Annotated in this window: 13 protein-coding genes; 4 read left to right on the forward strand and 9 right to left on the reverse strand. The window is 41.7% G+C overall.

What is annotated here, in order from left to right:
- Positions 1-32 precede the first annotated feature (32 nt).
- Complete coding sequence (locus ACSFVZ_RS10030; RefSeq protein WP_435558759.1) at positions 33-419, forward strand: SpoIIAA family protein; 387 nt, start codon at positions 33-35, stop codon at positions 417-419.
- The gene (locus ACSFVZ_RS10035) at positions 416-1,435 is read left to right on the forward strand and encodes an endonuclease/exonuclease/phosphatase family protein (protein WP_435558760.1); all 1,020 of its coding nucleotides are present in this window, start codon (positions 416-418) and stop codon (positions 1,433-1,435) included. Before ACSFVZ_RS10030 ends, ACSFVZ_RS10035 begins: the two co-directional genes overlap by 4 nt.
- A gap of 11 nt (positions 1,436-1,446) precedes the next feature.
- On the opposite strand, the gene ACSFVZ_RS10040 is transcribed toward ACSFVZ_RS10035, so the two are convergent.
- Together ACSFVZ_RS10040 and ACSFVZ_RS10045 are read right to left on the reverse strand one after the other, a co-directional pair.
- Positions 1,447-2,037 carry a rhomboid family intramembrane serine protease gene (locus ACSFVZ_RS10040; RefSeq protein ID WP_435558761.1) on the reverse strand — a complete coding sequence of 197 codons (591 nt, stop codon included), beginning with the start codon at positions 2,035-2,037 and terminating at the stop codon, positions 1,447-1,449.
- Positions 2,038-2,134: 97 nt separating this feature from the next.
- On the reverse strand, positions 2,135-2,821 hold the full coding sequence (locus ACSFVZ_RS10045) for a type 1 glutamine amidotransferase domain-containing protein (RefSeq protein WP_135925701.1): 687 nt from the start codon (positions 2,819-2,821) through the stop codon (positions 2,135-2,137).
- A 135-nt stretch (positions 2,822-2,956) separates the two neighbouring features.
- Between ACSFVZ_RS10045 and ACSFVZ_RS10050 the strand changes: the two genes are divergently transcribed.
- Positions 2,957-3,868 (forward strand): LysR family transcriptional regulator, encoded by a 912-nt coding sequence (locus tag ACSFVZ_RS10050; protein WP_435558762.1) that lies wholly within the window; start codon positions 2,957-2,959, stop codon positions 3,866-3,868.
- On the opposite strand, the gene ACSFVZ_RS10055 is transcribed toward ACSFVZ_RS10050, so the two are convergent.
- The 6 genes from ACSFVZ_RS10055 to ACSFVZ_RS10080 form a co-directional block, all read right to left on the reverse strand.
- The gene (locus ACSFVZ_RS10055; RefSeq protein ID WP_135925699.1) at positions 3,865-4,602 is read right to left on the reverse strand and encodes a dienelactone hydrolase family protein; all 738 of its coding nucleotides are present in this window, start codon (positions 4,600-4,602) and stop codon (positions 3,865-3,867) included. The genes ACSFVZ_RS10050 and ACSFVZ_RS10055 overlap by 4 nt on opposite strands.
- Before the next feature lie 88 nt (positions 4,603-4,690).
- A complete protein-coding gene (locus ACSFVZ_RS10060; RefSeq protein ID WP_435558763.1) occupies positions 4,691-5,920 on the reverse strand; it encodes a glycerophosphodiester phosphodiesterase family protein in 1,230 nt (409 codons plus the stop codon).
- Positions 5,921-5,955: 35 nt separating this feature from the next.
- The gene (locus ACSFVZ_RS10065) at positions 5,956-6,813 is read right to left on the reverse strand and encodes a carboxylate/amino acid/amine transporter (RefSeq protein WP_435558764.1); all 858 of its coding nucleotides are present in this window, start codon (positions 6,811-6,813) and stop codon (positions 5,956-5,958) included.
- A gap of 99 nt (positions 6,814-6,912) precedes the next feature.
- Positions 6,913-8,340, reverse strand: a complete 1,428-nt coding sequence (locus tag ACSFVZ_RS10070; RefSeq protein ID WP_435558765.1) for an amidohydrolase family protein — start codon at positions 8,338-8,340, stop codon at positions 6,913-6,915.
- A gap of 147 nt (positions 8,341-8,487) precedes the next feature.
- On the reverse strand, positions 8,488-10,626 hold the full coding sequence (locus ACSFVZ_RS10075) for a M3 family metallopeptidase (RefSeq protein WP_235382307.1): 2,139 nt from the start codon (positions 10,624-10,626) through the stop codon (positions 8,488-8,490).
- Between the two features lie 215 nt (positions 10,627-10,841).
- Positions 10,842-11,051, reverse strand: a complete 210-nt coding sequence (locus ACSFVZ_RS10080) for a hypothetical protein (protein ID WP_135925694.1) — start codon at positions 11,049-11,051, stop codon at positions 10,842-10,844.
- Between the two features lie 199 nt (positions 11,052-11,250).
- On the opposite strand from ACSFVZ_RS10080, the gene ACSFVZ_RS10085 reads away from it, so the two are divergent.
- Positions 11,251-12,123, forward strand: a complete 873-nt coding sequence (locus ACSFVZ_RS10085; protein WP_135925693.1) for a mechanosensitive ion channel family protein — start codon at positions 11,251-11,253, stop codon at positions 12,121-12,123.
- A gap of 23 nt (positions 12,124-12,146) precedes the next feature.
- On the opposite strand, the gene ACSFVZ_RS10090 is transcribed toward ACSFVZ_RS10085, so the two are convergent.
- On the reverse strand, positions 12,147-12,695 hold the full coding sequence (locus ACSFVZ_RS10090) for an HdeD family acid-resistance protein (protein ID WP_135925692.1): 549 nt from the start codon (positions 12,693-12,695) through the stop codon (positions 12,147-12,149).
- Positions 12,696-12,801: the final 106 nt, after the last annotated feature.

The raw sequence follows: 12,801 nt of genomic DNA on the forward strand, positions 1-12,801 counted from the left end.
TGTTAAGTTTAAATAATTTTCAGGAGGCTGTTATGAAAAAGCATGGCTTAGCTATTGGTTTAGAGCGAACAGGCACTACCTTTTACCTTACCTTAAAAGTGGTGGGTAAATTGACTCACGACGATTATTCGACCTTAACGCCACTGGTTGATAATGCACTTGCTTCGGTGCCTCGGGTCAAAATGAGAGTGTTTGTAGATATAACAGAGCTTGAAGGATGGGAATTACAAGCGGCGTGGGATGATTTTAAATTTGGCTTAAAACATAACAAAGAGTTTTGTCGCATTGCGGTACTGGGTAATAAAAAATGGCAACAAGTTGCTAGGAAAGTTGGTAATTGGTTTACCAGTGGCGAAGTTAAGTACTTTGAAGATGCAACAATCGCTCGCGAATGGCTATATGAACAAGGACATAAGTGACAGACTATAATCAATTAAAGGTCGCAACATTTAATTTATATAATTATTTAGCGCCACCTGACGCATTTTATGATTTTCAGCGTATTTATAGTGCTGAGCAATGGGCCAAAAAGCAGCGCTGGTTGGCCGATTACCTTAAAAATCAGCAGCCAGACATTATTGGCTTTCAAGAAGTGTTCAGTATCAATGAACTGAAACAACAAGTTAACGCAGAGGGTTACCCCTATTTTGCAGTAGTTGATGAGCCGACTGTCATTGATGACTTTATTTATCGCGATCCAGTTGTCGCGATTGCCTCACGTTATAAAATTGTCGATGTAAGTCAGGTTGAGGCAGTGCAAGATGATGCTTTAGCCATGGGCTTAAGCGCTAATTTCAACTTTAGTCGCCGCATTATTCGTGCGACACTTGAAGTACCTCACTTAGGGCACGTCGATTGCTATGTGGTGCACTTTAAATCAAAGCGCAGCATGCTCCATCATCAGGATGATGAAAGCCACAGTGAACAGCAAAACTTAGTTATGCAGTTAAAATCACAAGCTCTTGGACGCTGGGCATCCAGCATACAGCGTGGCAGTGAAGCCGTATTGTTACTCGTTGAAATTATTAAACGCAGAGCGCACAGCAATAACCCGGTGATTGTAATGGGGGATTTTAATAATGAGTTACACGATGGTGTGCTTAACCACCTAATAGCTGATCATCTTCGCTTTAGCGGTCATAGGCAAAATAGCCCATCTCGTTCAGAGTTTAAACTACAAGATAGTTGGCAACTGTATCAGCGCCATGTTGTAATCGAAAATGATAGAGAAGCAACCCACTATTTTGGCAGTAGCAGCTCAGTGTTTGATTATATTTTGTTATCTCGAGAGTTTGATGCTGGGTTTCAGAGCAGTTTTTTTGAAGTGGTGGATTATCACACCTACGATCAGCACTTGATCAACCCGCAATTTGCCTATGATGATCAAAGCACCGACCATGGCGTTGTGATGGTGACAATGAAGCTGAGAAGCTAGAAGCTTTAAGTTTAAAGCTTCAGATTCTTATGTTTATTACGTTTTGCCATAATATAGCCGATGAATGCGCCGCTAATTGCGCCGAATAAATGGCTTTCGAATGAAATATGGATGCGCTGCGGGAATACACCCCAAATTAGGCCGCTGTATAACACAACAACCGCAATACTGATTAAAATTGCTTTGAATGAGCGGTGCATAATGCCGTAGCAAATTAAGTAGCCCCATAAACCATAGATTACACCACTTAAACCAACATGAATGTTGCTGCGGCCAAATAGCCATACTAGTAATCCACCAATAAGCGCTGTGCCTGCAAACACCAGCCAAAAGCGTTTTACGCTAAATTGGCAAACTAGCCATGCAAGAATAGCAAATGGCACTAGGTTACTAAAAAGGTGCGCCCAACCACCATGTAAAAATGGCGCAAAAAACACCCCTGATAGACCTGACATTTGCCTTGGTAAAATCCCTAAACCATTCAAATTGATGCCGGGTAGGGTATTAATTATTTGTAGTACCAAGCACACCAGCATAATGCCTAAAATGGCGAATCGCTTACTACTGATAGGAGAAAGTTTGACAGCTTTTTTTTCAGTCATGATGAGAAGCTCTTAAATCAAGGTGACCGAATGAGTATAACTTATTAAAAGTGAAGGTAAACACCTTGCTAAGCAAGGTGTTTACTAAAGGCTTGGGTTAACCTAATTTGGTAAGTAGTTTTTTCGCAGCAAGCTCTGAACTTGCAGGGTTTTGCCCTGTGATTAGTAGGCCATCTTCAATCGCAAGTTCGCCCCAATCATCGGTTTTTTGATACTGACCACCTTGTTTAATTAACTCATCTTCAACAAGTAATGGCACTACATTGGTAAGCTGTACAGCGTCTTCTTCTGAGTTACTAAAGCCAGTTACTTTTTTATCAAACACTACAGATTTACCAGCTGCATTTTTCGCATTAAGTAATACTGCACTGGCGTGACACACTGCACCTACTGGCTTATCTGAATTAAGAAATTGCTCAATTAAATTGATCGAATCTTGGTTATCAACTAAATCCCATAGCGGACCATGGCCGCCTGGGTAAAATACCGCATCGTAATCACTGGCTTTTACGTCAGCCAGAGGTTTTGTATTAGCCATTAAGGTTTGTGCTGCGCTGTCTTGATCAAAGCGTTTTGTAGCATCAGTTGCAGCATCAGGTGCCGCACTGTTAGGATCAATCGGAGGTTGGCCACCTTTAACAGAGGCTAAAGTTACCTCTGCACCAGCATCAATAAAGGCGTAGTAGGGCGCCGCAAATTCTTCAACCCAAAAGCCCGTTTTATGGCCGGTATCGCCAAGCTCATCGTGTGAAGTAAGTACCATTAAAATTTTCTTAGCTGACATAGTGAATCCCTTTTTTGCTTATTAAACATCGTTAATAACACTATAGGGGTGAAAATCGAGTTAAACAACGCAGATAAATTTGACTTCATTGGTTTAATAATTGATACAATTATTCAGGTTAGATTAGGAGTTTGTATGAAAGTATCGTTTGAGCAATTAAAAAGCATGGTGGTGTTTGCCCATATTGTGCAGCAAGGCAGCTTAACTAAAGCGGCTCAACAACTTGGTTTATCAAGGGCCGTTGTCAGTTACCACTTAAAGAAATTAGAACAGCAATTAAAGCTGACGTTACTTAATCGCTCAACGCGCACCATGGCCCTCACCGAAGCAGGGATGGCTTATTACGAACGTTGTCAGGCTATCACTGAGCATGCTGAGGCTGCTAACTTACACCTTGAAAACTTAAAGAGTGAGCCCGTTGGGGTTATTAAATTGAGTTGTCCGGTGAATGTTGGCTTACAACTTGTGGTACCGGCACTGGCTCAGTTTAAGCGTTTGTATCCGAAAATTGATATCGATTTACAGCTCAGTGATGATGTGGTTGATATTATCAAAGAGGGCTATGACTTAGCGATTAGAGGCGTAGCCCTTGAGAGCTCAAATCTACAAGCCACTAAGTTTGCAAGTCTGGCGACCTGCATATGTGGCTCAGTCGATTACTTTACAAAATACCCTATACCAAAGAGCATTGCCGATTTAGCTGAGCATACGTGGGTGGTGTATCAACCAAGTAGTGCCATTGTCACACTCGAAAAAGATAAACGCCGCTATGAGGTGCCTGTTAGTGGTGGCATAAGTACCAATAATGCTGCTGCGCGAACAGCTTTTGTTGAAGCTGGGCATGGTTTAGCGAAGATCCCTGTTTATGATGCACTGCCAAGGATCAAAGCGGGATTGTTACGGACAATCTTAGATGATTACAAAACCGCAGATATTGAGCTTTTTGGGGTGTTCCCGCCAGGGGCGGCGGGAAGTAAAAAATTGCGGGTTTTACTTGATTACTTGAAAGATTATTTTACTAATCAAGTTGCTACTATGACAATTTAAACCAGTGTTCGGTTAAATAAAGCAACGGCTTGTTGATACATGCTGATCGCAAGGGCTGGGTCGTATCGGTCGCCTTCGTCGCGCATAAAGGCATGTTGGGCGTTAACCTCTTGCCACTGGTAATTAATTCCTGTTGCCACCGCTTGTTGGTAAATTTTAAGGCGGCCTTCTTTTGGTACATGTGGGTCTTGTTTACCCCAAATAAAATGAATTTCACCTTTAATATCTGCCATGCGCTCAAACGAGTTATTACCCGCTTGTGCAGGCAAGGTATCGCTGTGTATATCTGTCGCGTATAAACAAAAAGCGGCCTTGATACTTGGGTTTAATGCAGCGCGGTACGCGAGGTGACCACCAATACATACGCCCATGGCACCTACATTTCCTGTGCAGTAATCTTGCTGACGCGCAAATGCAATTAAAGCGTCAGTATCTGAGTCATGGCTCTCAAGCGGTTTTGCCCATTTGTCGGCATTGCCTTTGTCTTTACCTGCATCATCATAGGCAAGTACCGTCCCAATAGGATTTAACTCATGAAAAACTTCTGGCACTAATACGACAAAGCCATGACCAGCAAGTATTGCAGCAGAGCGCGCAATCGGTGCTGTTTCTTGGAAGATCTCAGAATAGAAAATAACACACGGGTATTTACCTTCTTCTACAGGACGATAAATACTGGTGCGCATTGCTCCTGTGTTGGTCGCTATGTCGTGGCTATGGTGCTGAATAATCATGTTAATCCTTGTAAAATCGGTTTAGCTAATAATACCTCAGCCCCACCTTTTGGACGAGTCAAAGCCCTTGAAATTTATTGATGCTCAGTTATTTCTTTGAAGCAGGGTACTGCATACAGCTTGCGTAATAGGTAAGAGTAGCAGGCCAGTCAGAGAAAATGGCCATCACACCCACTTGCTTAGCAAGGACGTCTATTACATTCATCATTTGCCCGTCTTGTTTAATCACGCTGGCAATTGACTGGTAATAATAACCCCCGCCATTATTTAATGGACCAGAGCGCTCTAAACTCCAAGTAATGATGTTCAGCCCGGCTTGTTTAGCTTTAATAGCATAAAGTGAAGGCACAATTTTACCTGACTCATCAAGGCTTAAAAGCATCCACATTGGCGGTGCGATAATGCGTACTCCATCGTTATACAGAGCCAGCATTGATGGCTGCCAAGTTGTTTCATCCATGGCATCAAAGTGTGCTTGCTCATCTCTGCCATCAAGATAAATACTGCTGTTTGCAAATTCAGGGTGATTGTTTAGCCAATACTTCACATCTTCAAGATTAAATGATTGCGGATAAACATCTTGGCTATTCACACCTAAAGCTCGATACTCATCAAGCATTTTTTGCGCATAATCTTGCTGACTAAAACCGTTAAATGGCATGCTAACTTCTGGGCTTTTTAGCTCGGGCGTCATTTTTACACCTAGTGATTTAAATAACTCAATGCTTTGCTGGTGGGTCATTACGGTGCCACTTTTTGCGTATAAATCAGTGCGCCAGCTTGGTGTGCCTTGCATATACTCTGCGACCGTTTTGGCATTTGCATTAGCGCCATCCATTTTAGCTTTTAGGGTTAAAAACTCAGCTTGGGTGATATCGCTGGTGCAGCATTTAGCCTGAGCTGGTTGGCCGTCTTTGGCAGGGGTAAAAGGTTGGCTGCATTTTTCTGCGAGCTCAGGAATCGCTAAAATGTTGGTAGTGGTGTGTAAATCACACTGTGAATGACGACACACGAGTTGTTTGTCTTTTGTAAAGGCGACGTCACATTCAAGTACGCCAGCGCCCATTCTTGCAGCGGCTAAATATGACTCTTTACTGTGCTCAGGAAACTGCATGGGGGCGCCGCGATGACCAATGACAAAATCAGTTTTGTAAAAAGGGCCATTACCGCATGCCGCAAGTTGCTGCTTTAACGGCCCATCAGGCATATTGTCGATTAAATAGTAAGGCCTAGCGCCAACTTGCACTGCCTGCTCATCAGGCAGATTCTTACAACCTTGAATAATGAAAACTAAACAACATAAAACCAGTGCGCGCATAACAGCATTCCTCTAATCTAATAGAGTTTAGCTTATCATTGCTCCATGGCAGTTTTATTAAGTTTCTGATTTATAATAAGTGCTAATAAGATAATCGCTGCGCCAATGGCAAGCTTGATGATATCAGCATCACGGTTCCAAATAACAATGTTAACGATGATCCCAGCTGGGATCAGTAAGTTATTCATTACTGCCAGCGCACCTACATTGACGATGGTCGCGCCCTTATTCCAAGCGAAATAACCAAGCCCTGAAGCGATCGTGCCTAAGTAAATTAACACGCCCCATTGTGTAGTAGTGGTGGGCAGCTTACTGGTATCACCAAATAAGCCGTAACAAATCAGTGCGACAATTAAAGCGCCAATAAAGAACCAAGCAAACACCCGAGAGTGGGGGAGTTGCTGATCTTGCATTAAACGTTTGTAAGTTACTTGACCGGTAGCAAAGCAAATATTAGCAGCCTGAACCATTAGCATACCAATGAGATAGTTTTCATCGACGCCTTCATAGCGAATAGCAACGGCGCCTAAAATAGCTAGCATAGCGGCGAATAAAAACTTGGCATTAAAGCGTTTTTCAAGCAAATCGTTTAACAAAGTGATGTAAAGTGGCGTCATTACCGTGAATAGCAGTACCTCGGGCACGCTAAGGTACAAAAACGAATGGTAATAGAAGCTGTACATCACACCAAGTTGTACTGCGCCTATTGCCATGAGCTTTAGTGCTAAGGCTTTAGGGGTTTTACGCCAGTGTAAAAAGGGCAAAAACACGCAAGTTGCCAAGCCAATGCGCATTAACACACTAAACCATGCATCCACTTGGCCTGCTAAATAAACACCAATAAGACTAAACGAAAAGGCCCAAAGCAGGGTTACAGCAAATAAGTAGGTCATGTTATTCGAGTTATGTGCAAAAAAGGGCAGTGTATATGAGATGGCTGAAAATTAAAATTGCCCATGACGGATAATACGCGGTCATGGGCAATGGGGGGGTTAGGGTTGGCTGGCAACAAAGGCTTTTGCTTGTTGCTTTAATAGCTCGAGTGCGTTGCTATCGTAAAACGTGCTGTGCGAGACAACACCGCTTAGTGTTTGTGTGTTACGAATATCAATAAGTGGGTTTTCTGAAAGCAAAATGAGATCGGCTACTTTCCCTTCGGTAAGGGCACCGTATTGCTGTTGTTTATTTAAAAACTTAGGCCCCGCAAGAGTTGCAGCTTGCAGTGTTTGCAGTGGTGTTAGGCCATATTCAGTAAAAATACTCAGTTCTTGGTGTAAAGAAAGCCCCGGATAAATATACGAATTTAAAAAGCCTGCATCTGTGCCTGCAATAATGCTCACACCTGCTTGTTGGGCGATAGGGAGTAACTGTGCGGTTTTAATAAAACGCTCTTTGCGCTGTTTGATTTGTGCGGGCGTGTCTTTGTTAGCTCTATCGACTCGCCACTGGTAAGTTGCTTTTAAACCTTTACCCAAATAATCTAAAAAAGCATCGTCTTGATGATTGTCTTCATCAATGTAAGCCGTTATTTTGCCACCAATCAAGGTAGGCACCACTGCAGTGTCGTTGTTAGCAAGAACTGTAAATTTCTCAACGGCTGTTGGTTCATTAAACTGCGCGGTGATAATGGGCAGCGCAGTGCGATAACTTAGCTCTTTTGAGGCAACCTTTGCGGAAATATCTGCTTCGTTTTTAGCTGCAGCTTTAAGCATATAGGTCATATGCTCAATCGCATCAAGGCCAGCCTTAGAAACATCAGTTACAGACAATGAAAATGGGATATGACCTGAAATTTGGTAACCCCGCTTTTTAACCTCTTTTACTGCCTTAAGATAAAGCTCAGGCGTTAAAGCGCTGTCGGTAATTTTGATAAAATCGACGTCCATGCTGTCTAACAGATCCATTGCAGCATGCATTTCTGCGGTTGTTTCTACTTCTAAATCACCGGGCCAAATAGACCCTTTACCTTCTAATTTCGGGCCAGAGGTAAAAATAGTTGGGCCCACTAACTGACCTTGTTTTACTTGTTCACGCCAGCTAAGTACAGATTCACTCAAATCAGCCGCAGCATCACGAACGGTTGTTACGCCATAGGCTAAATACAGTGGCAGTAGCTGTTTATTCTCTTCAATAAGCTCATCACCACCGCCAAAATGGACATGCATATCCCATAAACCTGGCATGACATACTGACCTTTTGCATCAATAAATGTTGAGCTTTGATATTGGCTACTTAAAGGTATATCACTACGTTTGATGATGATCCCATCGCGAATGGCAAGTGATTGCTTTGCTGTGATAGCCCCAGTTTGCATATCAATAATTTGGGCGTTTTCTATCACGATATCGGCGTGCTCATCTAGGGTTGATGAACATGCAGCTAAAGCTGAACAAAGTCCTAAAAGTAAAGCGTTTTTCATGTGTGAACTCGTGTTTTTCTTTGAGATTAGCAAAAACGAGTTAACTGACAATTGCTTTGAGGTGAATAGGAATAAAAGCGTGGTGAAAATTAAGATAATAACTAAAAAGTATGAGGGTTTCCCCTCATACTTTAAATAACGGTGTGATTATTCAACTAAACCACGACGCTTTAATAGTGCGTCTGTAGTTGGTTTTTGACCACGGAACTCAATATAGCTTTGCATTAAGTCGCGGCTGTTACCTTTAGATAAAATCTCTTTACGGAAATTGTCACCATTTTCGCGTGTTAAACCACCTTGTTCAGTCATGTGTGCAAACGCATCTGCTGCAAATACTTCAGTCCAAAGATAAGCGTAGTAACCAGCTGAGTAACCCCCAGCAAAAGTGTGGCTAAAGTAGCAAGACTTATAACGTGGTGGTACTGGGTAGTACGCGATACCGTGCTTGTCTAATGCATCATGTTCAAACTTTTGTACGTCAGTGATATCAGCATCAACACCAAATGAGTGCCATTCCATATCAAGCAGTGCCGCCGCTAAATACTCAGTAGTATCGAAGCCTTGGTTGAACTTTTGTGACTCAAGTACTTTTGCAAGTAACTCTTTTGGAATTGGCTCACCTGTTTTGTAGTGCTTGGCGTAGTTTGCAAGTACTGTCGGTTCAATATTCCAGTCTTCGTTTGCTTGTGAAGGGAATTCAACAAAGTCACGTGCAGTCGCTGTACCCGCTAAGCTTGGGTATTTAACATCAGAGAATAAACCGTGTACAGCATGACCAAATTCATGGAACATCGTTGTTACTTCAGAGAAAGTCATGAGTGTTGGTTGACCTTCAGCTGGCTTAGGAATGTTCTGTGCGTTGTAGATCACAGGCTTGGTGCCTTTTAAACCGCTTTGGCTAACATAGGCGCTCATCCATGCACCACCTCGTTTACCTTCACGTGCATAAGGGTCCATATAGAACAGGCCGATAGCGCTACCGTCTTCATTGAATACTTCAAACACCATCACGTCTTCGTGATAAACAGGCAGATCTTTTCGCTCTTTGAACGTAATGCCATAAAGTTTATTCATCGCAAAGAATAGGCCGTCATGGATCACTGACTGCATTTCAAAGTAAGGCTTAACTAAAGCTGGGTCTAAGTCGTACTTCTGTTGACGAACTTTCTCAGCATAAAACGCCCAGTCCCATGGCTGTAGTGCAAACGTTTCACCTGATTTTTTGATTACTTGCTGGATTTGTTCTGCTTCTGCTTCTGCTTTAGCAACCGCTTTTGGCGCTAAATCATCAAGAATGCCGTAAACGTTTTCAGTTGTTTGTGCCATACGGTTAGTCATCACATATGAAGCCCAATCTTTATAGCCAAGTAATGCTGCTTTTTCTGCACGTAACTTGGTTTCTTTAATGATAATAGGGCCATTTGTCGCTTGTGCACGCGTTGCAGATGTAGTCCAAATTTTTTCACGTAGCTTGCGGTTTTCAAGGCTTTGTAAGATAGGTTGGCGAGTCGTGTTCACTAGTGTGATCATGTAGCCTTCTTTACCTGCTTTTTTGGCTGCTGCCGCAAGGCTTGCAATTTCGCCTTCAGATAAACCTGCTAACTCGCTTTTATCTTTAACTAAAATCACATCTTCTTTAAATGATTTTAAGATGTTTTGCGAAAACTCAGTTGAAAGCTTGGCAAGCTCTGCGTTTATTTCACGCATTTTTGCTTTTTCAGCTTCAGTTAGTTTTGCACCCGCGTTAACGAATTTTTTGTAGTAGTAATCAACAAGGCGTTGATCTTCAGCATTTAGTGACGATTTATTGTCGTAAATGCTTTGTACGCGAGCAAATAAAGCTTTGTTTAAGTAAATGTCATCAGTGTGAGCTGACATAATCGGCGCCATTTTCGCGGCGATACGTTGGTACTCACTGTCAGAGATTAAACCCGATAAATTAAAAAATGCCGCAGAAGCGCGGTCTAATAATTCACCCGAGTATTCCATTGCAACAAGGGTATTTTCGAATGTTGCTGGCTCTGGGTTATTTGCAATCTTTGCAATTTCAGCTTTTTGTTGTGCGATCCCTGCTTCAAACGCTGGCTCATAGTCTTTAGTCGAAAGCTTATCAAACTCTGGTGCCATGTACTGTAAAGGGCTTGGCTTAAAAAGAATGTTTTCAACATTGGCTGTTTGTGTTTCAGCGGCTGTTTCAACTTGAGTTTGAGTGTCAGCTTGTTGTGAACTACAAGCAGATAATAAAAGAACACTAGCAATGGTGGTTGCTACTAAGGTTTTACGCATGAGAGCTCCAAAAATGTGGATAAATCTTCTCTAACTTATCAAATTTATAAGTAGAAAGAAGCAAGTTTGTCGCTTTAATAGGTAAGTATGCCGCAAAAAAGAGTGATTCAGGGATAAAGTGTTTAAAAAGCCATCAAATAAAGGTGATGGCTAGCTTAAATTGAAAATGGCGCTGATTGCCAAATTAGATTTTTGTTAGAGTTAACTGGCATTGATCAGTTGTAGCCCAACACAAACTTTTTCTCTGAACCAAAGTTTTCAGGCATTGCATTACCAAATTCTTTATTGATTAGTGCAAGTGTCTGTTCTTGTTCAGCAAGTAAGTTCAAGATGCGGTTGCGATATTCTAGACTTGATTCAAATAAGTTTAAATCAACCAGTGGTTGTAAAGTGGCAAGTTTTTGTGTGAGTGTCATTTGTGACATTGTGTTCTCCTCGTGCTATTCAAAGCCTGCTAAACCTACAAGCTTTACCTATGTATATAGCAGCTATGGGCTAAAAGAGTTAATAATTAGCGCATTTTGCGCATAAAGAACTTAGTATTTACCAAGTTTTACCCTATTATGCCGTGCTAAACTTAGTCAAAACTGAATCAAACTCTCTTTTTACCAGGAATGTTAATTTATGACCTTTGCTGATCTGCAATCTGCATTATCGTTTGTGTTGTTCACCTATAACGACGTGCAAATTACCGTACTTAAAGTAATTCAAGTGCCTCTGGTGCTGTTTTTAATGTGGTTTGTGGTCACATGGATAGGTCGATTAATTAAAAAAGCATTGTTGGCAAAAAACCTAGGGCCAGACACAGTTCATTTATTCACCCGTATTTACCTTGTTGTAACTATCGCGGTGCTGGTGTTTACTTCACTTGAGGTACTCAATATTCCGCTAACGGCGTTTGCATTTGTCTCTGGTGCCATTGCAATCGGTGTTGGTTTTGGTGCGCAAAACATTATCAATAACTTTATTAGTGGTTGGATATTAATGTGGGAGCGACCAATTCGTATTGGTGATTTTTTAGAAGTGGGTACAGCAAAAGGAGTGGTTGAAACTATTAATACTCGTTCAACTCGTATTCGCCGTAACGATGGTGTGCACATGCTAGTACCAAATAGTCACTTGCTAGAGAATACTGTAACAAACTGGACCTTGATTGACCGTAATGCTCGTTCATTTGTGAATGTTGGTGTTGCTTATGGTTCAGACGTGGTGTTAGTTGAAAAGCTGATGAAGCAAATTCTTGATGAGCATCCTGCCATTTTAAAAACACCGGCATCATCTGTGTTATTTGATGACTTTGCAGATAGCTCTTTAACTTTTAGCGCTATTTTTTGGGTGTGTGCCGAATCAGAAGCACCGCTTCGCCAAGTGCGTAGTGAACTGCGTTTTAGCATTTATAAAGTATTTGCTGAAAACAACATTACCATTGCTTTCCCACAGCGCGATATTCATATCGATGGTGAAATTGCCCTAACAAGGCGTAATAGTCAAAAATAAAAAAAGCGGCTTAGCCGCTTTTTTTATGCTTGTTCATTAAGTTTTTTAAGCTTGAAGGCTAGCAACACCATCATAATACCAAACACGATGGCATAGCTTGCAACTAGCCAAAGTAGGGTAATTATGCCCGCACCCGGGTTAAACATCAGGTAACCACCAAAGATAATTGAAATAATACCGCTGCCAATTAGTAGCCATTCGTTAGTTATCTCTTTACGAAGTTTGCTGGCTATTGCAATTTCAATTACCCCTATAGCAATTGCCCACGCAGCAATAAAGTACAACATTAAAATAGCAGTCACATTCGGTGCAAACAGAGTAACGAGTGCTGCGGCAATTGATATCAAGCCACCTATTAATAGCATCCACCAAAGCGGGTTGTCTTTTTTAGATGCAATTGCAAGCCAGGTTCGAATGGAACCATCTACAAAGAAGTAAGCGGCAAATATAAACATTAATACGGCTAAAGAGGCTTGAGGTGCAAACCAACCACATAAGCCAAAGATAATGGCGATAGCCCCATGAATAAGTAAAGATGACCAATGAGGGATCAGTGAACTTGAGATCTGCATTATATTTTTCCTTTGCTAATGTTCCTTTATAACTAACATTTAGCTGACTGCTTGCATAGGTATTTAATTATTTTTTGTACAGTTATCCAAACCATGCTCTAATTTA

Source organism: Pseudoalteromonas nanhaiensis (assembly GCF_051235485.1).
Taxonomy (GTDB): Bacteria; Pseudomonadota; Gammaproteobacteria; order Enterobacterales; family Alteromonadaceae; genus Pseudoalteromonas; species Pseudoalteromonas lipolytica_C.